This is a genomic window from Bacillus cereus group sp. MYBK222-1, from assembly GCF_051916425.1.
In the GTDB taxonomy this organism is placed as follows: Bacteria; Bacillota; Bacilli; order Bacillales; family Bacillaceae_G; genus Bacillus_A; species Bacillus_A paranthracis.
In genome coordinates, this window is the sequence record NZ_JBQAGP010000005.1 from 155,595 (window position 1) to 179,405 (window position 23,811).

Below are 23,811 nucleotides of genomic sequence, written 5' to 3' on the forward strand. Positions count from 1 at the left end.
TCTGCCTGCTAAAGGAATGGATAGAAGTAGAGTTCATTATAAAAACAATGTATAGTGAATATGTATACCATGTTTGTCTGAAAGATAGAAAGGGCACAATGTGGAATAACGATCGTGTATAGGATGTGTCTTCCGAATGGAACAACATATTGGCGAGTTAATCGCACATTATGGGTATTTTGGAATTATTATAGCTTTAGCTGGCGGGATTGTTGGATTACCGATACCAGACGAGTTTTTATTGACCTTCGTTGGTTATAACGTTTCAAAAGGCGTTATGTCAGGCACAGCTGCGTTTTTAAGTGGGATGGCTGGTGCGATGTTAGGCATTACATTAAGCTACATATTAGGTTTAAAACTTGGACTCCCTGTTTTAAAAAAATATGGACCGAAAATTAGAATTAAAGAACATCACATTGAAAAAACACATATTTTATTTGAAAAATATGGCCCATTTCTTTTAATAGTTGGTTATTTTATCCCAGGAGTACGTCATTTAACAGCGTATTTTGCTGGGATGTCGAATTTAACACTTTGGCGTTTTTGTTTGTACGCTTACGGTGGTGCACTTATTTGGATAAGTGTTTTTATTGGACTTGGCTGGAAGTTAGGAGAGAAGTGGCGTTTCGTTGAGTATAGTTTGCATCATTATGGAATATGGATTTTATCCATTTCAGTAGTTGTTACATGTGTCGTATGGTTTTACATAAAGAAAAAGAAAAACCGCGAGTAGCGGTTTTTTAGCTGAAAGCGATAAATAGTACACCAGCTGTAATAAAGACAACACCAATACCAGTCATAAAGTTTAACTTTTCGCCGAGTATAATCATAGCGAGAATAATAGAAAATACGACACTTAATTTATCGACAGGAGCTACTTGTGAAACCTTTCCTGTTTTAAGGGCAAGAAAATAAAATAGCCATGACGAAGCACCTGCAACTCCACTTAATGTGATAAAGAGCAGTGCTTTTTTATTTAGCAGTACGTCGCCGATATTTTGAAATTTACCTTGTATAATAATAACGCCTACCATAAATAATGCCATAATAATAGAACGAACCGTCGTAGCAACATTGGCATCGATTCCATCTAAACCAATCTTACCGAAAATAGATACAAGGGCAGCAGTAATTGCTGATAATAGTGCGAATAAGAGCCATGAACTCATAGTAAAATTCCTCCAATCGTACATTATTATACATGAAAATCATTCTCACGTATAAAGTGAATGGGATTTTACCGCCTCGCAAAGAGCTGGATAGATAACGAAATAATCCCCACCTTATATTTTTCATAAGGTGGGGATTATTATACTACTCTGCAATTTCTTCATATAAAAAGTACGTTACATTATAAATATGTTCTACTTCATCATCTGTCATAAACAATAATTCGTCACGCTCAATCCCTTTTTTCTTTTCGATAAACTCAATCATGTTTTTACGTTCTTCTCTTTTCATCAATTTTATTTCTCCTCTCAATCTGTTTTAATACAGTTTATTTAAGTTACTGCTATTATATAACAGAATCTTTAGAAAGTTCCACCTATTTTATTGTTTTTTTCAGAAGAACTTTTCGACAAAACAAGCCCACCTAAAGGTGGGCTTGTTTCACTTTATAGTCGTAAAAACTCGGGCTCCGTCGTACCCGCACCATCGATGTAATAAATTGTATCGGGGTTGATTTTAATTAGTACATAATTAGGGTCTTCAGGACCGAGTAACCAACGCTTTAAGCTATTACTCCAAAACTTGTTTTTTAATGTGGAGTCTTCCTCGATGGAGGCTAAGCCTTCCACTTCGATATAATCTTCATCTAATTTTTTTCCTTCACGACCAAGTAGTACATGTACATTTGGATTGTTTTTAATATCTGTTATCTTTTTTGATTGTCGATCTGTTGCAACATACAGTACAAAATCTTCGTGGAAAAACATCATAAAGGCGCTATGAGGTTTCTCATTTCGTACTGTAGATAATACACCGGTACGTTGACCTTGAATAATAGTTGCGATTTTTTCTTTTAAGTGCATAATTTTAACCCCTTTTCATAATTTATAATTCTGTCTGTTTCAACAAGGTAATTTAAATATCTTTCATACTGTTTTCTTCAATCCGATTTTTTAAACGCAATTGTGATGAAATCGGACAAGTTAGGAGAAGAATAATAATAATATCGAGGAGAAATACATACGATGGAAGGATGGAAAGCATGTTTAATAAAATATTTCTTATAGTGGCGCTTATAGGTGTACCACTGTCTGTACTTGGGAAAACACTTCATTGGCCTCAAACAATTATGTTTGCTGTGTATTGTATTACGATTATCGCATTAGCGGGTTTTATGGGGAGAGCGACAGAAAGTTTGGCAATTGTATCTGGTCCTAGAATAGGTGGATTATTAAATGCTACTTTCGGTAATGCCGTTGAACTAATCATTTCAATTTTTGCCCTTCAGGCAGGATTAATTGAAGTTGTGTTAGCTTCTTTAACGGGTTCTGTACTTGGAAATTTATTATTAGTAGGAGGGCTATCCTTCTTTGTGGGAGGGCTTAAATATAAGAGACAAAGTTTTAATGTATATGATGCAAGGCATAATTCGGCTTTATTAATCTTTGCTGTAGTAGTAGCATTTGTTATTCCAGAGATTTTTTCAATGAAGATGGACGCTGGAAAGACGTATCAGTTAAGTATAGGTGTCTCGATTATTATGATTATTATGTACCTTGCTGCATTGCTATTTAAGTTAGTTACGCACCGTGGTGTATATCAGCAGAAAAGTGATGAAGTCGCTCATGAGGAAGAACCAGAGTGGTCGAAAGGGAAAGCATTACTCATTTTAGCGATAGCAACAATTGCGGTAGCTTATGTGTCAGAGGCGCTCGTGCATACATTTGAGACAGTTGCAAAATCATTTGGTTGGTCAGAATTGTTTATAGGTGTTATTATCGTTGCGATTGTTGGAAATGCAGCAGAACATGCATCTGCAATTATTATGGCGTATAAAAATAAAGTAAATATTGCAGTTGAGATTGCGATAGGTTCTACATTACAAATTGCCATGTTTGTTGCTCCTGTATTAGTACTGCTTTCTATGTTTTTCACGCAAAGGATGCCTTTAGTATTTACAATACCAGAACTTGTTTCTATGATTACAGCTGTTTTCTTAACGATTGCGATTTCAAATGATGGAGATACAAACTGGTTTGAAGGCGGTACTTTATTAGCTGCGTATGTCATTATGGGAATTGGTTTTTATTTATTATGAAAAATAGGCATAACAATTGTGCTCAGAGAAAACAATAAACGAAGTAGTATATATACCTTTATGTAGGAAGGAGCCAGACAGGTGAAACGAGTATACAGCATATGTCTTTCAACTATGGTCTCGTTTATTTTATTATTTCCTAACAGTGGCTTTGCAAAGACAACAGTAGAAACAAAAATGCCTTCATCTGTTTTAAATATTTCTAAAGACAATACGTTTCCAAATGATGCGCAAGATTTACCGCGTTTACAGCCGAGTAAGTTTGCTCAAGAATTATTAAAAACAGCAAATATTAAAATTGAAAATCCGGACTTAATTCGAATGTTTAATGAAACAACAATTTCGAATGCGCCGCTTGCGGTAGGGTACCGAGCAAAGATTTATTTAGGGCAATGGGCTTTACATTATGAATCGATTGATACATCGGTTAATTGGGAATATAAACAAGTAAATCGCAATGTGTACGATAATCGCGGAGGAGATCGCCTATATCCACTACGCTATAAGCAAGAAACACAAAAGACGGTTGAAGGTGATTTAACAGCAGATATGAAAGATGCTGCAGATGTGAAAAAAATGATGCTTCTCAAAGCACTTGAAAAAGTACAATTGCCACTTTCATTTAAAACGACTATTGGTTATGGTACTGGACATGAGAGAGTGTATAATATTAGTCCGAGTCAACTTGGATATTTATACGCTTATACACCAGCGGTAAATGAAAAAGGAAAAGTAACATTTGGAGAAGTATACCTCGTATTAAAAGGAAATCAAAAAAGGCTTGTTGTAAAAAATATTACTTCTCAAGGAATTGGAGCCGCTATCCCAATTCATGATCATTTATATTTTAAATTCATTTCTTCTTCTCATTCGCAATAAGATAAAAAACGTCAGCTTATAAGCTGACGTTTTTTTATAATGTAATGTTTGCCGTTTTTGATAAGAAATCTTCGGTTGGATAGTAGCTGTTTTTTACAAGAACATTCGGTCCAAGACATTTTACTGCTGGACAGTGACAGCTTAATGATTTTGCTGTTTTTGAAGCGCTCCATTTTTCATACGCTTCTTGTAACGTATTTGTTTGAATGTTACCTAGAAGTGGAACATCACCAAAGTCCGTTACAATAATATTTCCATCAAAAATATTTACATTTAAACGAGAACGGCCATCTGGATCATTACGAACTGTTACGTTTTTGCTTTTTTGTAATTTCTTAAATGTGGCAATGTCTCGTTCGTCATCGCTACAAGCATAGAAAGGTAAAGTTCCAAATAACATCCATACATTTTCATCGCGAATTTCTAGTAAATGCTCAATTGCATCACGAATTTCAGCTTTTGTTAAAATCTCTAGATTACTCGCGAAGTCACTTGGATACATTGGGTGAACCTCATGACGTTTACATCCCATTTCATCAACGATTTGACGATGAATATGCTCAATGTGTGGTAGAGTTCGTTTATTCAACATCGTTTCGGCTGATACGAGTACACCTGCATCTGATAGAGCTTTACTATTTGTGATCATACGTTCAAATAATTTTGCACGCTGTTCATACGTAGGTTTACGCTCCATCATTGCAAATCCGCCTTCAACGAAGTCGTCAATTGTTCCCCAGTTATGAGATATATGCAATACGTCTAAATAGGGAATAATTTGTTCGTAACGTGCTAAATCTATAGTTAAGTTTGAGTTGATTTGAGTGCGAACACCTCGTTCGTGGGCGTATTTTAAGAGTGGTGTTACATAGTTGTCGACGGATTTTTTTGAAAGCATAGGTTCTCCGCCAGTAATACTTAAAGAACGTAAATGAGGAATCTCATCTAATCGTTTTAATAAAAGATCCATCGGAAGCGGATTCGGGTCTTTCGGCTGTAACGTGTAACCAACAGCGCAATGCTCACAGCGCATATTGCATAACGTCGTCGTTGTAAACTCAACATTTGTTAATAGTAGTTTGCCGTACTCTTCAAGGTCCATATACGCTTCCCATGGATCGTAAGAAGGAGTAATCGGCTTCATTTTTTGTGATATCGTCATATGAAATACTCCTTTGACTATTGAAATAACAATTTGTCCATCCTCTATAATAGAAGAATATGTGCTTTTTATAAAGCGAAACTTTTTAGAGGAAAAAGAGAGAGGGCTTACATTATAGTGAATAACCGTGACAAAATTGATGAAATTACATACCCATTGTAATCATTTTTGCGGTATAATAAAAGCAACTCGAATTAAAAGGAGAGTGCCTTCATGGGAAAAGCAATTCAAGATAAAGATACACAATTAGTATATTTAAAAGAACGTTTAAATATGTTCATTGAAGTAATTGATACAATTGAACCTGAAGAAGTAGAATTAGAAGATGTAGATCGTCTTCTTGCAATGCTAGATGAATTAGAATTAAAATGTGAGCAATTTAAAAAAGACGAATAATATATTAAAAAGGCTGCCAATTCCAATTTGGTAGCCTTTTTCTGTGCGGATAATAGAAGGACGATAGAAAAAGAGGTATAATCAAGTTGTGAAAAATTTCATGTATGCTTGAATAGCGTGAAACAAATAAAAAGCTGCAGAGCATAATAGTGGAAATTTCAGCTCATAACGTTTTGGTAGCGTTCACAATTGAGGGGGAAGTAACAATGGAAAAGCTTCAAGAAAGCATGTATCAACTAATTGTTGAAACGTCAACGAACTTACCGAAAGATGTTCGTCGTGCGATTCAACAAGCGAAAGAGCGAGAAAATGCAGGGACTCGTTCTGCGATGGCACTTGGCACAATTACAAATAATATTAAAATGGCTGATGATAACATCTCGCCAATTTGCCAAGATACAGGGATGCCAACGTTTAAAATTTATACACCAGTTGGTGTGAATCAATTAAAGTTGAAGGAAGCTATCTATAATGCGCTTGAGCGGGCGACAAAAGATGGTAAACTTCGTCCAAATTCTGTTGATTCTCTTTTTGGAGACAATAGTGGAAATAATTTAGGACCAGGTACACCGGTTATTAAGTTTGAACAATGGGAAAAAGATTATATTGATGCACGTTTAATCCTAAAGGGGGGTGGCTGTGAGAATAAAAATATTCAGTATAGCTTACCGTGTGAACTAGAAGGACTTGGACGAGCTGGCCGCGATTTAGAAGGGATTCGTAAATGCCTTCTTCATGCGGTATATCAAGCACAAGGTCAAGGATGTAGTGCAGGTGTAATTGGTGTTGGTATCGGGGGAGACCGCACATCAGGTTACGAATTAGCAAAAAATCAATTATTCCGTACATTAGATGATGTCAATCCAATCCCAGAATTACAACAACTTGAAGAATATGTATTAGAAAATGCGAATAAGCTTGGCATTGGTACGATGGGATTTGGCGGAGAAACAACTTTACTTGGCTGTAAAATTGGCGTGTATAACCGTCTGCCAGCTAGTTTCTACGTATCTGTGGCGTATAATTGCTGGGCATACCGTCGCCTTGGTGTAACAATCCATCCTGAAACAGGTGAAATTATGGATTGGTTATATCAAGAAGGTGAAGATACACTGGAGCAAGAAGTACAAGAAAAAACGGAGCAGCGTGAAATTGTATTACAAGCGCCAATTACAGAAGAGCAAATTCGTGAACTTCGCGTTGGTGATGTTGTAACAATTAATGGCATGATGTATACAGGTCGTGATGCAATTCATAAGCATTTAATGGATAACGATTGTCCAGTAGATTTAAATGGACAAATTATTTACCACTGTGGTCCAGTTGTTGTGAAAGATGAAAATGACAATTGGCAAATTAAAGCGGCAGGTCCAACGACAAGTATTCGTGAAGAACCGTACCAAGGTGATATTATGAAGAAATTCGGTATTAGAGCTGTCATTGGAAAAGGCGGCATGGGTGCGAAAACATTAGCAGCTTTAGAAGAACACGGTGGTGTATATTTAAACGCAATCGGTGGTGCAGCGCAATATTATGCTGAATGTATTAAAGAAGTGAAAGATGTTGATTTCTTACAATTTGGTATTCCAGAGGCAATGTGGCATTTACGTATCGATGGATTTAAAGCAGTTGTAACGATGGATTCTCACGGTAATAGCTTACATGCAGATGTTGATAAAACATCACTTGAAAAATTAGCTAGCTTTAAAGAGCCAGTATTTAAGTAAACAAAAATGCATCTCGAACGATTCGAGATGCATTTTTTTGGTATATATAGAAAAACATGTTCAGCATGAAAGAATGCGTAGCAACAGAAACTACGAGTACGATTATATATGGAAAGGAGACTATTTATGAAACATAAATGGTTATATATCGGTCTCATTTTTTCAATTATGATGGCACTTGTTCCAGTTTCGGCACTAGCTTATACAAATACTCCACATAACTGGGGAATCCCGCGCCCTAAAAATGAAACAGTACCAGATGCAGGAAAGTTATATACAGATTTGCTACAAAAAAATGGTGGTTTTTATTTAGGGGATACGAAGAAAAAGGATATTTATTTAACATTTGATAATGGATATGAGAATGGATACACAGGAAAAATCTTAGACGTATTAAAAGAGAAAAAAGTACCAGCAACTTTCTTTGTAACGGGGCATTATATTAAAACACAAAAAGATTTATTGTTAAGAATGAAGAATGAAGGACACATTATTGGAAACCATTCGTGGAGCCATCCTGATTTCACAGCGGTAAATGATGAGAAACTTCGTCAAGAATTAACGAGTGTAACGGAAGAAATTAAAAAAGTAACCGGGCAAAAAGAAGTGAAATATGTACGTCCTCCGCGCGGCGTATTTAGTGAAAGAACGTTAGCTCTTACGAAAGAAATGGGCTACTATAATGTATTTTGGTCACTTGCATTTTTGGATTGGAAAGTGGATGAGCAAAGAGGGTGGCAATATGCTCATAATAATGTTATGACGATGATTCATCCAGGATCTATTTTATTACTTCATGCAATATCAAAAGATAATGCAGAAGCACTTGCGAAAATCATTGATGATTTGCGCGAGAAAGGGTATCATTTTAAAAGTCTAGATGACTTAGTAAAAAGCAATCAACCGTAAGCATGTATGCTTGCGGTTTTCTCATGCTATAATGATGTGTAAAAAGGATGGGGAAACGTATGTGGAGCGAACATGTTACGTTAGAGTATCCGTATCATTTTGAAGAAGTATTAAAACGTTTATCTTTTGATCCTCTTAACGTCATTCAATTAGATGAGAAAGTTATTTATGTCCCGCTTTGTATAGACGAGGAACAGATTGTTGTTCGCCTGCAAGGGATTGGTACTGTTCAAAATCCACAGTTTTGGATTTCTAGTCAGACAGGAGATCCAGAGAAAGTTATGAAACGAATGAGGGCCATTTTTCATTGGAATGAACCGTTTCAAGATATACAAAATCATTTTTTAAACACATCATTACGTCCACTATTTGAAACATATGCTTATACTCCAATTATTTTAGAATTTGATTATTTTGCTTGTCTTCTTCGCTGTATCATTCATCAACAAATAAATTTGAAATTTGCTACTGTGTTAACAGAACAGTTTGTGAAACGATATGGAACAGAAAAGAACGGTGTATTCTTTTTCCCCACTCCAGAAATAGTAGCAAATATTTCAATAGAGGAATTGAGAGAGCAGAAGTTTAGTCAGCGAAAGGCTGAATATATAGTAGGATTAGGTCGAAGTATTGCCAGCGGTACATTAAATTTAGCGAGTATAGAAACCAAGGCGGAAGAAGAGATTTCAGCACAACTGTTACCAATTAGGGGGATTGGTACATGGACAGTGCAAAATTTTTTAATGTTTGGGCTTGGACGGAAAAACATGTTTCCGAAAGCGGACATTGGGATTCAGCGTGCAGTACAAGGTGTATTTCAATTAGATGATAAGCCTGATGATGCATTTTTAGAAAAAGTGAAACAAGAGTGTGAACCATACTGCAGTTATGCAGCGTTATATTTATGGAAAAGTATAGAGTAGAGGTGTAATAATGATACAAAAGCAACATGAGAGTAAGTTGGAAGTTGGTCAAACGTTCCCTGTGACAATTAAACGTCTTGGGATTAACGGAGAAGGCGTTGGTTATTTTAAGAGACAAGTTGTTTTCATTCCAGGGGCATTACCAGGAGAAGAAGTTGTTGCAGAAACAACGAAAATTCAGCGTGGCTTCGCTGAAGCGAAAGTGAAAAAAGTTCGTAAAGCTTCACCACATCGTGTGAAAGCACCATGTCCGGTATATGAAGAGTGTGGCGGTTGCCAATTGCAACATTTAGACTATAAAGAACAATTAAATCAAAAGCGTGATATCGTTGTACAAGCATTCCAGAAGTATATGAACAACGGTTTGGAAGAGAAAATTCGTCCGACGCTTGGCATGGAAAATCCATGGCATTATCGTAATAAGAGTCAACTACAAGTGGGGCGTAAAGACGAAAAGGTTATTACAGGACTGTATAAACAAAATTCACATCAGTTAATTGATATTGCTCATTGTATGATTCAACATAAAGCAACGAATGAAGCGACAAAAGTTGTAAGACGTATTTTAGAAAAATTAAATGTTTCTATTTACAATGAGAAAAAACAAAAAGGTTTAGTACGTACAATTGTGACACGTACTGCAGTTCAAACAGGGGAAGTACAAGTTACACTTATTACAACAAAAGAAGAGTTGCCAAATAAAGAACAATTTATTGCAGAAGTACAAAAACAGATGCCAGCTGTTAAATCAATTATGCAAAATGTAAACTGGCGTAAAACATCTGTTATTTTCGGTGATAAAACATTTAAATTAGCTGGAAAAGAAGTAATTCAAGAAACACTTGGTGATTTATCATTTGAATTATCAGCACGTGCATTCTTCCAGTTGAATCCAGAACAAACGGTTGTTTTATACAATGAAGCGAAAAAAGCCGCTGCTTTAACTGGCAATGAGAAAATTGTAGATGCGTATTGTGGTGTTGGTACAATCGGACTTTGGCTTGCAAATGATGCAGCGGAAGTACGTGGTATGGATGTAATTCCAGAAGCAATTGCAGACGCAAGAAAAAATGCGAAGCGCCACGGATTTACAAATACGAAATATGAAGCAGGTAAAGCTGAACAATGGCTACCGAAATGGGTAAAAGAAGGATGGCGTCCAGATGTAATTGTTGTCGATCCACCTCGTACAGGTTGCGATGATAAATTACTGGAAACAATTTTAAAAGTGAAGCCGAAACAAGTTGTTTACGTATCTTGTAACCCTTCTTCATTAGCACGTGATGTACAAGCGTTAATGAAGAGCTATGAAGTGGAATATGTACAACCAGTTGATATGTTCCCGCATACAGCCCATGTAGAAAATGTAGTGAAGCTTGTTAGAAAGTAAAGTGTATTTATATTCCCTCACGATATGAGGGAATATTTTCTATGAAGGAGAATAAAATGAACAATTATAAATTAACGATTCAGTACGATGGTGCACGTTTTAAAGGATGGCAACGTCTCGGTAATAACGATAATACGATTCAAGGAAAAATCGAAAGTGTCATTTCCGAAATGGTCGGAAAAGAAATTGAAATTATCGGTTGTAGTAGAACAGACGCTGGTGTACATGCTTTGAATCAAGTTGCTAACTTTCAAAGTGATGAGAAGTTAGTGGAACATAAAGTAAAAAAATATTTAAATCAATATTTGCCAAATGATATTAGCATTACAAATGTGGAAGAAGTACATGATCGATTCCATGCTCGTTACAATTCTAAAGCAAAAACATATCTGTATAAAATTTGGAATGAAGAGCATACGAACCCATTTATGCGTAAATACAGCATGCATGTGAATAAAAAATTAAATGTGAAAAGCATGAAAGAAGCTGCGAAACATTTAGTTGGTTCACATGACTTTACTGCTTTTTCAAATGCAAAATCAAAGAAAAAGTCTATGGTGCGAGAAGTATATACACTTGATGTGATGGAAGAGGCAGGATTTGTACAAATTAGAGTAAGTGGTAACGGATTCCTTCATAACATGGTACGAAAAATTGTTGGAGCATTAATTGAAGTTGGATTAGGACAATTAGATGCAGAGGCGATTCCACACATTTTAGAGGCGAAACAACGTAATCAGATTAATTGCCTTGCTGAGGCAAGTGGTTTGTATTTGGAGAATGTTGAGTTTTAATAATCAGTAAAAAAATCGAGCGGTGTAGGCTCGATTTTTTTTATGTTTTAGCGTTAAGAAGATCTTTCTTTCTTCATACGTATCTTCAAATTCCAAAAAGCAGCAAGCATAATAGCTGCAAAAGAGCCGCTAAGTGTTGCTAGTAGCTTTGCATAAGGATAGGCATTTATATCAACTAGTAACATCATACATACAATGGTAGGGAAAAAGGCTAAGTATTGTAATAACTTTAACTTTGTATTACTACTCATATATATCATTCCTTTCAAGTATGTTATATGTTAATTATATCATATTTTACCAATTTTTTATTTGTACTTGGAAACAGATTGATCCCGTTTTAATAGGCAATAAAAGACTAATTGGTGAGGGCTAGTCATCAGTCGAAGATGGACAAAACCGCCACTGATTAAAGTCTTATTTTATATGTGTAAATGCAGTTTTTTAATTCGATATTGTAAGTTTTGTCTACTTAATCCTAAAAACTTTGCAGCTTGTGAGATATTACCGTGATATTCTTTTAGAATTTGATTGATGTAGTTCTTTTCCATTGCTTCTATTGTGTGTTTTAATGTTTTAGGTGTATCAGTATCGTTATTAGTTAGGAAAGGTTGCGTATTGAATTCTTTTTTTATTCGTTCGCGAAAGCGAGTGGGAAGATGAAACGCTGTAATGATGTTTTCATCTTCAACTAAATTCATTGAACCTTCAATGATATGTTCCAATTCTCTTACGTTTCCAGGCCAATCATATGCATACAAAAATTCTCTTACATGCACATCTACATCTGTTACACTAAGTCCAAATTGAATGTTGTATTTTTCGATAAAGTGTTGAACAAGAGCCGGAATATCGTCTTTTCGTTCACGTAAAGGCGGGAGGCATAAAGTAACGACACTTAATCGATAATATAAGTCTTCCCGTAATCGATTGTGTGTCATAGCTTCAAGAGGGTCTTCATTAATAGTTGCTATAATGCGAACATCAATTTCTTTTTCTTGTGTGCCTCCGATTCTTCGTATTGTTTTTTCTTGTATAGCTCGCAGTAATTTCGCTTGAAGCGCTGGACTTAATGAGTTAATCTCATCTAATAGTAAAGTTCCTCCGTTTGCTTCTTCAAATAAACCAGCTTTATCAATAGCTCCTGTAAATGCACCGCGGTTCGTACCAAATAATAAGCTTTCCATGAGTGTATCAGGTATAGCGGCACAGTTTTGTGAAATAAATGGTTTGCCTGAACGCTGGCTTTCATTATGGATACTTTGTGCAAATAGTTCTTTCCCAGTGCCTGTCTCTCCTACGAGAAGTATAGAGGAGGATGTACGAATTACCCTTTTCCCTTCCGCAATGATTGATTGAATGGCTTCAGAATCACCAATTATGTGATCAAAGGTAAACTTATTATTTTGTTTTCGGGAAAGGTTTTTTTTCATTGTTTGTTTAGAATTGCTAATCTCTTTTGAAATTTCAATAGCGCCTTTAATTTTTCCATTTTCTATTATAGGGAAAGTATTGTTAATCGTCGTAATTTCTTGCCCTTTATTGTTAAAGTATGTTTGTTTTATATTTTTGTTTGTTTTTCCTAATTTTAATGCTTCTATAAGAGTACTATTTTTATTTTCTTCAAATGCGAATACTTCTAAAGGATTTTTATATAACACATCTGAGCGTTCCATTGATTCAATTTCCATCATTTTGCGGTTATAGATAATCGTTTTACTTTCCTCATTAATAATATGAATCCCGATATCGAGTTCATTGAGTAAAGTTTCATATAGCATATTCATTTCAATGATCTGTTTTAAATTAATTTCTTCTGTACGCATAGATTATCTTCTCCTCATTTCACCCTATGAAGACTGACTTTTTATAATTTTATTAAAATTCTTATAAAACCGCAAAATTTTTTTGCTATTTTCTTTTTAAAACTTCTTAAATGCTAGAAAAATTTTGCGGTTATGAAGTTTTTTTTGTGAGAAACCTTCATTTTAAATAGGAATTGGAGATTGGTACGCATTTTGCATAAATAATAATTGAAATTTTTAAAGGAGGGATATGCAACGTTTCAGTACCAACTAATAAGAAGGAGGAATTTATAAAGTGAAGACGGTTATAGAAGGCGTGTATAGTCCTTGTTACGGGAAAGTAGAGAAGTTATTTGTTAAGGAAAGTTCTTACGTATATGAGTGGGAGAAATTAGCGTTAATTGAAACGATAGATAAACAGAAAGTAGAAATTAAGGTAGGAATAAGTGGGTATATTGAATCATTAGAAGTAGTAGAGGGACAAGCTATCGCTGATCAAAAGTTATTAATAACAATGAGGGATGATCTTTTAATAACAGGTAGTGATTAATTGCATGATATGTATTTTGCACTCTTTAATAATTTATTTTACGATGAAGAATTTTTGAAACGCTTACATTTAATAGGGTTACAAAGTGAAAAGGGGGGATTTATATGATGGATCAAAACCAAGGATTAAAAAGGGAATTGAAAAGCAGACACATATTTATGATTGCACTTGGAGGAGTTATTGGTACCGGACTTTTTTTAGGATCGGGGTATACAATTCATGAAGCTGGGCCTGGAGGAGCGATTGTAGCTTATCTTGTTGGAGGATTTGTTATGTATTTAACGATGCTCTGTCTCGGAGAATTAGCTGTTGCGATGCCTGACGCAGGATCTTATCAAACGTATGCGACAAAGCATATTTCTCCTGCAGCAGGTTATGTAGTTGGATGGATGTCATGGTTAAACTGGTCGGCTACGATAGGTATTGAACTAATTGCAGTTAGTATTTTAATGAAACGCTGGTTTCCTGATGTACCGTCTTGGATTTGGTGCGTAGTGTTTGCGGTACTACTTTTTGCTATTAACGCGTTATCTTCAAGAAGTTTTGCAGAAGTTGAATTTTGGTTTGCAAGTATTAAAGTCATTACAATCATTGCATTTATTATTTTGGGCGGGGCAGCGATGTTTGGTTTTCTAGATATGAAAGGAAATGAACCAGCACCAATGTTCTCTAGTTTTACTGATTATGGTGGATTGTTTCCAAATGGATTATCCGCTATTTTAATTACGATGATTGCTGTTAACTTTTCCTTCCAAGGAACAGAACTAGTCGGTATTGCAGCAGGTGAGAGTGAAAATCCAGAGAAAACAATCCCGAAGGCAATTAATAATACAGTTTGGCGTATACTCGTGTTCTTTGTATTATCTATTTTCATTCTTGCAGGATTATTCCCTTGGCAACAGGCGGGAGTAATAGAAAGTCCATTTGTAGTTGTATTTGATAAAATTGGTATTCCTTATGCAGCCGATATTATCAATTTCGTTATTATTACAGCGGTTCTATCCGTTGCGAATTCAGGATTATATGCAACTTCTCGTATGCTATGGTCTATGTCTAATCAAGGAATGATTAGTCCGATTTTTGGTAAGTTATCTAAAAATGGTGTTCCTATTTATGCATTGATTGTAAGTACAATTGTAGGTTGCCTTTCATTACTATCAGGTATTTATGCGGAAGATACAGTTTATTTATGGCTACTTTCTATTGCTGGGTTCGGAGCGATATTAGTTTGGGCATCTATTGCTCTATCTAACTTATTAGCTAGAAGGTCATATATAAAGCAGGGCGGAGATGTGAAAGACTTGAAATTTAAAACACCGCTGTATCCATTCGTTCCACTGCTTGCGTTAGTATTAAATATAACGGTAATTGTAGGTATGGCCTTTATTCCAGAACAAAGAATGGCATTGTATTGTGGAATTCCATTTATGATTGTTTGCTTACTGTTTTACCGTGCGACAAGAAATAAGGCACATAAAGTAGAACATATTGAAAAGACAGATACAACAGAAGTAGAAAGTTTATAATATTGAGTAATTTGGAGACTGTAAAATTGTAAACAGTCTCTTTTTTTGTGAAAATAAAGCTGGAAACATACTATGTATGCAAAGGGGGATTAGCGATGAATGAAGAAGTTTCACAGCTATTAGAACAGATTGATTTACGAAAAGATGAGTTACTAGAGCTTACAAAAACCTTAATTCGTTTTGAAACACCAGCACCGCCGGCGAGAAACACAAATGAGGCGCAAGAATTTGTTGCACAGTTTTTAAGAAAACGAAATTTTAGTGTTGATAAATGGGATGTATATCCGAATGATCCGAACGTTGTTGGGGTGAAAAAAGGGATAGAAAGTGACACATATAAAAGTCTTATTATTAATGGGCATATGGATGTAGCGGAAATATCAGCAGGTGAGGCGTGGGAAACGAATCCGTTTGAGCCATTTATAAAAGATGGTTGGTTAGTTGGACGTGGTGCAGCAGATATGAAAGGGGGACTGGCTGGGGCACTATTTGCTATTCAGCTATTACAAGAAGCTGGTATTGAATTACCTGGAGATCTAATCTTTCAATCCGTAATTGGGGAAGAAGTGGGAGAAGCGGGTACACTTCAATGCTGCAAAAGAGGGTATGATGCTGATTTTGCAGTCGTAGTAGATACGAGTGATTTACATATGCAAGGACAGGGCGGCGTAATTACTGGGTGGATTACTGTGAAAAGCCCGCAAACGTTTCATGATGCAACACGTAGGCAAATGATCCATGCAGGGGGGCGTTTATTCGGAGCGAGCGCGATTGAAAAAATGATGAAAATTGTGCAAAGTTTACAAGAATTAGAGCGTCACTGGGCAGTTATGAAAACATATGAAGGCTATCCATTTGGAACAACAACAATTAATCCAGCTGTTATTGAAGGCGGAAGACATGCAGCATTTATTGCGGATGAGTGCCGGTTATGGATAACAGTACACTTTTATCCGAATGAAACACATGAACAAATAATAAAAGAAATTGAAGAGTATATTGGGAAAGTGGCAGCTGCCGATCCATGGCTAACTGAAAATCCACCACATTTTAAGTGGGGCGGAGAATCAATGATTGTGGATCGTGGCGAAATTTTCCCTTCTTTAGAAATAGATAGTGAACATGCAGCTGTAAAAACGCTTAGCTTAGTACACGAATCAATTCTTTCTAAAAATGCAATTTTAGATATGTCTGCAACGGTAACGGATGGTGGTTGGTTTAGTGAATTTCATATTCCGGCCGTTATTTACGGACCAGGTACATTAGAGGAAGCTCATTCAATAAATGAGAAAGTAGAAATAGAACAGTTAATTGAATTTACAAAAGTAATAACAGCATTTATATACGAATGGTGTCATACGAAAAAAATAGATTAGTATGTTGAAATCGTACAGGTATGTATACTTGTACGATTTTTTAGTGAACTATTTCAGAGTTGGATAGAAACAACTGAAATAGTTCTTTATTTTTCTATGTCTTTCGTTTTAGCTCAATTAATTTCTCTTTCGCTAATTCAACAGCAATTGCATCATCTAAATAACCAATTGGAAAGAGATAGTCGGGAATAATATCTGTCGATAAAATGAAATACAGTAATGCGCCGCCAAGGACTGCACGCTCTTCTTTTGGAATCGTTTCATTGCAAAATTGTTGATACATATCCGTTAATTGTTCAATGAAAGGACCAGCACTATCAATTTGTTCTAACTTGCTTGCAAAACTTTCATGAATACGTTTTTCACCTTCTGTTGTTTGCGCATATCGTTCATAGTTTTCAAGTTCTTGTTTTACGCGGGTTGTTGTGTAGTCGAAATCGAATAAGTTAGAGGATTGCAGCGTTTGCTGAATTGTATCAAGAGATGTGTACATATCCGTCTTTTCTTTATTAATGTGAGGAGAATCAGGATACATTTCATCAAATAACAATTGGGGTGGAACTTGCAGACATTCTGCGAATTTTTGTAGGTGTTTTTGTTTTGGCGGTTGTTTACCATTCATAATTCTTGAGATTGTTGCGGGATCAATATTTGTAAGCATTCCGAGTTGGCGCATAGATAAGGCACGTTCTTTTAAAAGTTTTTTTATTAATCTACTAAGCCGCTCATTTGGATTTTCTTTAGGCATAGCGAAGGCACTCCTTTTTATTGTTGAAAAAATGTTGAGCATTTATTACATGTATATGAAACAGACAGGCACAGTTGCTCAACATTTTCATAAGATGCATTGAAAAGTGAGAAAAAGGGGTGGCTATTTATGAGTACGGCAGGTCTATTTTCAATTTTTTTAATTGGGATTGCTTCTAATTTAGATAATGCAGGTGTTGGGATTGCATATGGCATTCGTAAAATTAGAATTTTGTGGTTCAACAATTTTATCATCGCATTTTTTGGTTTTTTATTTACTTTATTAGCTGGATTTTTTGGGAACTGGATTGCGTTATTTATTTCAGAGTTTACAGCAAACTTGATTGGAGCAATCGTTTTAGGGATAATCGGTGTGTTTATTTTGTGCCAGCCTTTCTTGGGGCAAAGAAATACCGTAGGCTCTAAAGATGGTAATGTACTTATGGGAATTTTACGTGATCCAGAAAAAGCAGATTTTGATGGTTCTAAAACGATTAGTTTTTCAGAAGCAATTGTTTTAGGGATTGCTTTGTCTATTAATAATATTGCAGGTGGATTTGATGCTGGAGTAACAAACTTGAACCTTTGGCTTACAGCAACTATTTCTGGGGTGTTTAGTTTTATTTGCATAAGTGGTTTTGCGTATGTAGGAAAACGATATTTAGCAGAATACTTAGGGAAATGGGCTACGGTTATTGCGGGCGTGTTATTAATTCTTATCGGGATAGATCAGTTGTTGTAAGGAGAGTAGAAAACAAGGTTCGAGTATTTCCTTGGAAATACAGCAAGGGATTGCATATATCGACGTACTTTTCTCCATACTAATACGGATTTCTTTTAAGAAAGGGGGATTTGTATGGGACGCGGGAAAGCATTTGATCATAAGAAAAAAGGGCATGATCACCAACCACCTAAAGGTGCGTTCATTCATAAAGATGTAAATGAACATACTTTGGAAGAGGAAGAGCTACCAGTAAATATTGAAGCGTATAAAAATAGTTTGAAAAAACATTAAAAGCACCTACATAGGTGCTTTTTTTAACGTATATCTTCAATTAATTGTTCCGATTCTTCATGCATACTGTACTCACTTAATACTTGGATACAAAGCCACTTTAATTCTTCAATTGTATGTTCAAGTTCTTCAGGAAGCACATGATGAATGTCTTCAAGTCCCATTCCGAAATGAATAAGTTCCAGTACTTGATCATCGATGTTCCGATCCATTAATAGTTCAAGTACTTCTAAATTGAATATGTATCGGTGAGCTTCATCGAGTGAAACGACTTTTAACTTCAAGCTTTCTACAATACTCAATATAAAAAGAAGAATTGTTTTTTCAAGAACAGGTTGTTTTCCCATTTGAAATATTAGTTTCATCTTTCACACCTCCACATATAGCGCTAGGTTGTACTATATTATTCAGGAGGGGGGAGCAAATATGCATGATATAGAGAAACTTTCAGCACGGTTTTTGTACGGGCGTGGATAGTTGATACAGTTAAGGTTTTTATGAAATGAAAAAATCCTGCTAGTATAGCAGGATAGCTCTCAATTAAAAAATACTCCAACCTTCTTGGGCAGAAAGAAGTTCAAGAATTTTAAAGCCAGCGATACTATTTCCGTTTGCATCTAAAGCTGGTCCGAAAATACCAATGCCCATTTCTCCTTTTACACAGCCGAAAATGCCACCAGCTACACCACTTTTTGCGGGGATACCAACACGAATCGCAAATTCACCAGACTCGTTATACATACCGCATGTAACCATAAATGTTTTACAAATCTTTGTAATATGCTTAGGGATAATTTGTTTTTCCTTATATGGATCATATCCATCCATCGCAAAAATTAAACCGATACGCGCTAAATCGATACAGTTTACCTCAACTGCACATTGACGAGTGTATAAATCCATCAGTTCTTCGATATCACAATCAATAATTCCGTTTTGTTTCATATAGTAACAAAGTGAACGATTTAAGTAAGCTGTCTCTAATTCTGAATTGGCAACTTTAGAAGAATAATTAATAGTAGGATTATCTGTTATTTCACGTACGAAATGAAGAATGCGATCCATTTTTTCTTCATTATCTTTTCCTGCTAACATGCTTGTAATGGCTAGTGCCCCTGCATTAATCATTGGATTAAGTGGTTTAGAAGGACTTGTCGTTTCTAATTTAATAATAGAATTAAATGGATCACCGGTTGGTTCCATTCCAACTTTAGAAAATACATATTCTTCACCACGATCTAAAAGGGCAAGTGCAAGTGTAATTACTTTTGAAATACTTTGAAGAGTGAATAGTGTTTGTGAGTTGCCAGCATGGATGTATTCTGTTTCTTTATGAAAAATGGCAATCCCTAAATCATCTGGATTGGCATTTCCTAGTTCGGGGATATAAGTAGCAAGCTTTCCTTTTTTCGTATATGGTTTTACTTGTTCTAACAACTGTTGTAAGTTGTTTGTTTCAATGCACTGCATAGTACCAACGCTCCTATTTCGAATTAACTAAGTTTACTTTTCCCGATATGCTCGGAAATAAATAATAACATGAAAAAGTGGAATGATAAAACGAAAGTTGCATGTTCTATAGAGGGTCTTTCGTTTTGAATATTCTGTAGTGAAAAAGGAGAAATTTCCTTTTATATAACAGTTTGGAAATAGGAGATTTATCCATAAAAAATTCAAAAATAAAAACTACACATCTATACAACTATATGTTATTATGGTTATGTAAATAGAAAGCGTTTTCTAAGGCGTACTTATAATGATAACGATTTCATAAATTTGATAGGGGGAATTAAAATGTTGCAGTTTCTACAACGTATTGGTAAAGCGTTAATGCTTCCAATTGCCGTACTACCAGCAGCAGGATTATTGCTTCGTTTAGGACAAGAAGACGTATTTAACATTCCTGTTATGGCACAGGCCGGTGCAGCAATTTTTGATAATTTAGCACTTATTTTTGCAATTGGTGTTGCAATCGGTTTGTCTGTTGACGGTAGTGGAGCAGCTGGACTTGCCGGAGCAATCGGATATCTTGTTTTACAAAATACAACGAATGCTCTAAGTAAGACGTATTCAGCAGCAGAGTTAAATGATAAATTAAAAAGTGTTCAAGATTTAGTCGGTTCAGTAGATCCAACTAAATTAGCAGATACAATGACAAAGGTTTCAAAAGCAGCGGCGTTAACGCCAAAAATAAACATGGCCATACTCGGTGGTATTATTGCAGGGGTTGTTGCGGGACTATTATACAACAAATTCCATAAGATTAAACTACCAGAATGGTTAGGATTCTTTGCAGGAAAACGCTTTGTACCAATCATTACTTCAATCGTAATGTTACTTTTAGGATTAGTATTCGGTCAAATTTGGCCAACAATTCAAAGTGGTATTGATGCAGTGGCACATGGTATCGTGAACTTAGGTTCAATTGGTGCTGGTTTATTTGGATTATTAAACCGTTTATTAATTCCAATTGGTTTACACCACGTAATGAACACATACTTCTGGTTCGTACTTGGTGACTTTACAAATGCAGCAGGCGATATCGTTCATGGTGATATTGCACGTTTCTTTGCAAAAGATCCATCAGCAGGTATGTTCATGACTGGTTTCTTCCCAGTTATGATGTTCGGTTTACCAGCAGCATGTTTCGCAATGATTGCAGCTGCTAAACCAGAAAAACGTAAAATGGTTACAGGTATGTTAGGTGGTCTAGCATTAACTTCATTCTTAACTGGTATTACAGAGCCAATTGAATTCTCATTCATGTTCTTATCACCAGTACTATATGGAATTCATGCTGTATTAACAGGTCTGTCTCTATTCATTACAACAACACTTGGCATTCATGATGGTTTCTCATTTAGTGCCGGGGCAATCGATTACGTCTTAAACTTCGGTATTGCAACAAAACCATTGTTACTAGCAGGAATCGGTTTAATTTACGCAGCAATTTACTTTGTAGTATTCTACTTCTTAATTAAGAAGTTCGACTTAAAAACTCCTGGTCGTGAAGATGAAGAGGAAATGGCTGAAGGCGAAGAAGCTCCAGTTGCAGGTTCAATTGGTGAAACTTACGTAGCAGCTTTAGGTGGAAAAGAAAACTTAACAGTTATTGATAACTGTGCAACACGTCTACGCTTACAAGTGAAAGATGCTGGTCAAGTAAACGAAGCAGCATTAAAACGTGCTGGTGCAAAAGGTGTTATGAAATTAAGTAACACGAGTGTCCAAGTTATCGTAGGTACAAATGTTGAATCTGTTGCCGATGATATGAAAAAACACGTATAAATAATTAGATAAGAGGATATCCAAAAAGATTGATAACATCAGTTTTTAGAGGATATCCTCTTTTTTTATGTTAAAAATTTAACGGGAATCTTACTTTTGTAAATTTTCTTTTTCTTTTTTATACATATAGGTTGGTAATATGTGCAGTGCGTGATAAAGTAGGGATGACATAGAATGGATTATCCATAATCTACTAAAATAAATCTTTAGTAGAGAGATTAAATTATTGGTGAATAAGGGGAAAAAAGTAATCATGGATCACGAAAAAAATAATGCGAATGGGAAATCACGTCGGCCGATTGTATACATAAAAAGAACAATCATTCTCGTCTTACTATTTTCACTTGTATATTTCATGTATACAAAAATTGTTGCGCATAATAAGAAAGAAGAAACTTTAAAAGTAGCAGCAGAAATGAAGAAACAAGAAGAGCTAAAAAAGAAAGAAGAAAAAAAGAAGCAAGAAGCAAAAAAACAAATAGAGCAGGAAGAACAAGTGAAGCAAGCACAAGCTGCAGAACAGCCTGCTGAGGGACCACCTCAAGAAATTAATGAAAACGCTCAATTAGATCAATATTTGCAAAAAACAGGATTTAGCGGGACAGCGGTTATTGTGAAGAACGGAAAGGTTCTTTTGAATAAAGGATACGGTATGGCGAATAAAGAGAAACAAGTACCGAATAATTCAGAGACAACTTTTTATATTGGTTCTATTTCAAAGGCTTTTGTAGCGACTGCTATTATGCAATTAAAAGATCAAAATAAGTTAAATGTAGAGGATACGATTGCGAAGTATATTCCAGATTTCCCTCAAGGTAATGGTATTCAGTTAAAACATTTACTAACACATACATCAGGAATTCCAGAGTACGAGCAGGGAACAGAGGATATCTCTCATGAAGAATTGATAAAACGAATAGGAAAGCAAAAGCGTATTGGAAGTCCAGGAGAGAAATGGAAGTATTCCGATTCTAACTATTCGATACTTGCCTATATTGCTGAGAAGGTAAGCGGACAACCGTTAGAAGAGTATATTAAACAACATGTTTTTGCTACTGCTGGTATGAAACATTCTGGTTTTGGTAGAGAGCTAGAACAAACGAGATTTCCATCGACAGGTTATAAAATAGTAAATAACAATATGACAACACCTAATATTCCAAGTATGTCACAACTTTATGGTTGTGGTGATATATATACAAGTGCCCATGATTTATATTTATTTAATGAAGCGCTCTTCTCTGGAAAGTTGATTTCAAAAGAAAGCTACGATCAAATGTTTACAGGTGGAAAAAAAGATTACGGGTTTGGATGGTACGTAGACCCGGGAAGTTATTCGAATCACGGTGTAATGCCAGGCTGGAACTGTTTAAATGGATTTAGTAAAAATGGTAGTGTGTATGTTGTTTTATTATCTAACATTCAAAACAACATTAAATCTTTTGGTAAAGTGAATAATGACATTTATACGATGTTACGAAATATTGAAGTGTAAGAGACTATCTTTTTAGGTAGTCTTTTTTTTATGTGATTAGAACATATTGTTTCGTTGAAAAATGTATGTCTTACCTATCACAAAAAGAGTCTGCTTTGTATACATTAAGATGTATGGATATATTTTTATAATTTAAAAATAATAGGAGGAGAAGTGTATGTGTTTATTCGGTAAGTATTGGAAAAAGTTATCGAGATTGTTTAATAGACAATTAGATTATTTTTTAGATAATAAGTTATTGCCTGCTGTGGAACGACTTTTGTTTTCGCAAAACTTCGCGAGGTTTATTCAAAGAAACTCCAAGCAAGCTACGGAAGAATTTATTGAATCAAGTAGATTTCAATCTATTATTTGTAACATTTTAAAAGAATGTAATACATCACCTTTTAAAGAAATTGCAGAGCAGTATTTAGGTAAAAATGTAGAAATTACGGTGACAGTTGGACAGTTAACAGGTGTAATTGTAGCAGTTGGTGATGATTTCTTAACACTGCAAGAAGGAATAGGAACAGAAGTTTTATTACCATTTACAAGTATTATATCAATTAAAGAAGCGTAAGA

26 protein-coding genes are annotated in these 23,811 nt (G+C 35.4%); 17 read left to right on the forward strand and 9 right to left on the reverse strand.

What is annotated here, in order from left to right; translation table 11 throughout:
- Window positions 1-136: 136 nt before the first annotated feature.
- Complete coding sequence (locus tag ACTFR9_RS21205; protein WP_000434856.1) at window positions 137-733, forward strand: DedA family protein; 597 nt, start codon at window positions 137-139, stop codon at window positions 731-733.
- Window positions 734-740: 7 nt separating this feature from the next.
- Here ACTFR9_RS21205 and ACTFR9_RS21210 read toward each other — a convergent pair whose 3' ends face one another.
- The 3 genes from ACTFR9_RS21210 to ACTFR9_RS21220 form a co-directional block, all read right to left on the reverse strand.
- Window positions 741-1,169 (reverse strand): EamA family transporter, encoded by a 429-nt coding sequence (locus ACTFR9_RS21210; RefSeq protein WP_000100309.1) that lies wholly within the window; start codon window positions 1,167-1,169, stop codon window positions 741-743.
- Between the two features lie 145 nt (window positions 1,170-1,314).
- A complete protein-coding gene (locus ACTFR9_RS21215; protein WP_000817786.1) occupies window positions 1,315-1,461 on the reverse strand; it encodes a BH0509 family protein in 147 nt (48 codons plus the stop codon).
- 155 nt (window positions 1,462-1,616) lie between these two features.
- Complete coding sequence (locus tag ACTFR9_RS21220; RefSeq protein ID WP_000550222.1) at window positions 1,617-2,033, reverse strand: pyridoxamine 5'-phosphate oxidase family protein; 417 nt, start codon at window positions 2,031-2,033, stop codon at window positions 1,617-1,619.
- Window positions 2,034-2,212: 179 nt separating this feature from the next.
- Here ACTFR9_RS21220 and cax point away from each other — a divergent pair, with 179 nt between their 5' ends.
- Both cax and ACTFR9_RS21230 read left to right on the forward strand, forming a co-directional pair.
- Window positions 2,213-3,268 carry a calcium/proton exchanger gene (gene cax, locus ACTFR9_RS21225; protein WP_000482147.1) on the forward strand — a complete coding sequence of 352 codons (1,056 nt, stop codon included), beginning with the start codon at window positions 2,213-2,215 and terminating at the stop codon, window positions 3,266-3,268.
- 81 nt (window positions 3,269-3,349) lie between these two features.
- On the forward strand, window positions 3,350-4,147 hold the full coding sequence (locus ACTFR9_RS21230; protein WP_001992424.1) for a YfkD famly protein: 798 nt from the start codon (window positions 3,350-3,352) through the stop codon (window positions 4,145-4,147).
- A gap of 34 nt (window positions 4,148-4,181) precedes the next feature.
- Here ACTFR9_RS21230 and yfkAB read toward each other — a convergent pair whose 3' ends face one another.
- Window positions 4,182-5,309: a radical SAM/CxCxxxxC motif protein YfkAB gene (gene yfkAB / locus ACTFR9_RS21235; protein ID WP_000156010.1), complete on the reverse strand. Its 1,128-nt coding sequence runs from the start codon at window positions 5,307-5,309 to the stop codon at window positions 4,182-4,184.
- A 213-nt stretch (window positions 5,310-5,522) separates the two neighbouring features.
- Here yfkAB and ACTFR9_RS21240 point away from each other — a divergent pair, with 213 nt between their 5' ends.
- From ACTFR9_RS21240 to truA, 6 genes are all read left to right on the forward strand, one after another.
- Window positions 5,523-5,705: an SE1561 family protein gene (locus ACTFR9_RS21240; protein ID WP_000513558.1), complete on the forward strand. Its 183-nt coding sequence runs from the start codon at window positions 5,523-5,525 to the stop codon at window positions 5,703-5,705.
- Between the two features lie 206 nt (window positions 5,706-5,911).
- Window positions 5,912-7,432, forward strand: a complete 1,521-nt coding sequence (gene fumA / locus ACTFR9_RS21245) for a class I fumarate hydratase (RefSeq protein ID WP_000413517.1) — start codon at window positions 5,912-5,914, stop codon at window positions 7,430-7,432.
- Between the two features lie 126 nt (window positions 7,433-7,558).
- Window positions 7,559-8,341: a delta-lactam-biosynthetic de-N-acetylase gene (pdaA, locus tag ACTFR9_RS21250; RefSeq protein WP_000681213.1), complete on the forward strand. Its 783-nt coding sequence runs from the start codon at window positions 7,559-7,561 to the stop codon at window positions 8,339-8,341.
- Window positions 8,342-8,400: 59 nt separating this feature from the next.
- Window positions 8,401-9,264 (forward strand): DNA-3-methyladenine glycosylase family protein, encoded by an 864-nt coding sequence (locus tag ACTFR9_RS21255; RefSeq protein ID WP_000269439.1) that lies wholly within the window; start codon window positions 8,401-8,403, stop codon window positions 9,262-9,264.
- A gap of 10 nt (window positions 9,265-9,274) precedes the next feature.
- Complete coding sequence (gene rlmD / locus ACTFR9_RS21260; RefSeq protein WP_000615223.1) at window positions 9,275-10,654, forward strand: 23S rRNA (uracil(1939)-C(5))-methyltransferase RlmD; 1,380 nt, start codon at window positions 9,275-9,277, stop codon at window positions 10,652-10,654.
- 56 nt (window positions 10,655-10,710) lie between these two features.
- A complete protein-coding gene (gene truA, locus ACTFR9_RS21265; RefSeq protein ID WP_001067307.1) occupies window positions 10,711-11,448 on the forward strand; it encodes a tRNA pseudouridine(38-40) synthase TruA in 738 nt (245 codons plus the stop codon).
- Window positions 11,449-11,501: 53 nt separating this feature from the next.
- On the opposite strand, the gene ACTFR9_RS21270 is transcribed toward truA, so the two are convergent.
- Complete coding sequence (locus tag ACTFR9_RS21270; protein ID WP_000097847.1) at window positions 11,502-11,699, reverse strand: hypothetical protein; 198 nt, start codon at window positions 11,697-11,699, stop codon at window positions 11,502-11,504.
- A 171-nt stretch (window positions 11,700-11,870) separates the two neighbouring features.
- Window positions 11,871-13,274: a sigma-54 interaction domain-containing protein gene (locus ACTFR9_RS21275; protein WP_229136797.1), complete on the reverse strand. Its 1,404-nt coding sequence runs from the start codon at window positions 13,272-13,274 to the stop codon at window positions 11,871-11,873.
- Between the two features lie 274 nt (window positions 13,275-13,548).
- Here ACTFR9_RS21275 and ACTFR9_RS21280 point away from each other — a divergent pair, with 274 nt between their 5' ends.
- The 3 genes from ACTFR9_RS21280 (at window position 13,549) to ACTFR9_RS21290 (ending at window position 16,705) form a co-directional block, all read left to right on the forward strand.
- On the forward strand, window positions 13,549-13,803 hold the full coding sequence (locus tag ACTFR9_RS21280) for a biotin/lipoyl-containing protein (protein ID WP_000859486.1): 255 nt from the start codon (window positions 13,549-13,551) through the stop codon (window positions 13,801-13,803).
- Between the two features lie 104 nt (window positions 13,804-13,907).
- Window positions 13,908-15,329 (forward strand): amino acid permease, encoded by a 1,422-nt coding sequence (locus tag ACTFR9_RS21285; RefSeq protein ID WP_000969248.1) that lies wholly within the window; start codon window positions 13,908-13,910, stop codon window positions 15,327-15,329.
- 95 nt (window positions 15,330-15,424) lie between these two features.
- Window positions 15,425-16,705 carry an acetylornithine deacetylase gene (locus ACTFR9_RS21290; RefSeq protein WP_001001582.1) on the forward strand — a complete coding sequence of 427 codons (1,281 nt, stop codon included), beginning with the start codon at window positions 15,425-15,427 and terminating at the stop codon, window positions 16,703-16,705.
- 94 nt (window positions 16,706-16,799) lie between these two features.
- Here ACTFR9_RS21290 and ACTFR9_RS21295 read toward each other — a convergent pair whose 3' ends face one another.
- The gene (locus tag ACTFR9_RS21295; protein WP_001123717.1) at window positions 16,800-17,453 is read right to left on the reverse strand and encodes a helix-turn-helix domain-containing protein; all 654 of its coding nucleotides are present in this window, start codon (window positions 17,451-17,453) and stop codon (window positions 16,800-16,802) included.
- Between the two features lie 129 nt (window positions 17,454-17,582).
- Here ACTFR9_RS21295 and ACTFR9_RS21300 point away from each other — a divergent pair, with 129 nt between their 5' ends.
- Complete coding sequence (locus ACTFR9_RS21300) at window positions 17,583-18,194, forward strand: manganese efflux pump (protein WP_229136798.1); 612 nt, start codon at window positions 17,583-17,585, stop codon at window positions 18,192-18,194.
- A gap of 114 nt (window positions 18,195-18,308) precedes the next feature.
- The gene (locus tag ACTFR9_RS21305; protein ID WP_000532409.1) at window positions 18,309-18,467 is read left to right on the forward strand and encodes a hypothetical protein; all 159 of its coding nucleotides are present in this window, start codon (window positions 18,309-18,311) and stop codon (window positions 18,465-18,467) included.
- Window positions 18,468-18,490: 23 nt separating this feature from the next.
- Here the strand turns inward: ACTFR9_RS21305 and ACTFR9_RS21310 are convergent, their stop codons facing one another.
- Window positions 18,491-18,832 (reverse strand): DUF3969 family protein, encoded by a 342-nt coding sequence (locus tag ACTFR9_RS21310; RefSeq protein WP_000766603.1) that lies wholly within the window; start codon window positions 18,830-18,832, stop codon window positions 18,491-18,493.
- Between the two features lie 175 nt (window positions 18,833-19,007).
- The gene (gene glsA, locus ACTFR9_RS21315) at window positions 19,008-19,937 is read right to left on the reverse strand and encodes a glutaminase A (RefSeq protein ID WP_001149849.1); all 930 of its coding nucleotides are present in this window, start codon (window positions 19,935-19,937) and stop codon (window positions 19,008-19,010) included.
- 324 nt (window positions 19,938-20,261) lie between these two features.
- Here glsA and nagE point away from each other — a divergent pair, with 324 nt between their 5' ends.
- The 3 genes from nagE to ACTFR9_RS21330 all read left to right on the forward strand — a co-directional run bounded on the left by nagE (window position 20,262) and on the right by ACTFR9_RS21330 (window position 23,809).
- A complete protein-coding gene (gene nagE, locus ACTFR9_RS21320; protein WP_000938883.1) occupies window positions 20,262-21,755 on the forward strand; it encodes an N-acetylglucosamine-specific PTS transporter subunit IIBC in 1,494 nt (497 codons plus the stop codon).
- A gap of 253 nt (window positions 21,756-22,008) precedes the next feature.
- Complete coding sequence (locus ACTFR9_RS21325) at window positions 22,009-23,250, forward strand: serine hydrolase domain-containing protein (RefSeq protein WP_000349479.1); 1,242 nt, start codon at window positions 22,009-22,011, stop codon at window positions 23,248-23,250.
- A 157-nt stretch (window positions 23,251-23,407) separates the two neighbouring features.
- On the forward strand, window positions 23,408-23,809 hold the full coding sequence (locus tag ACTFR9_RS21330; protein ID WP_000335520.1) for a hypothetical protein: 402 nt from the start codon (window positions 23,408-23,410) through the stop codon (window positions 23,807-23,809).
- The last annotated feature ends 2 nt before the right edge of the window (window positions 23,810-23,811 follow it).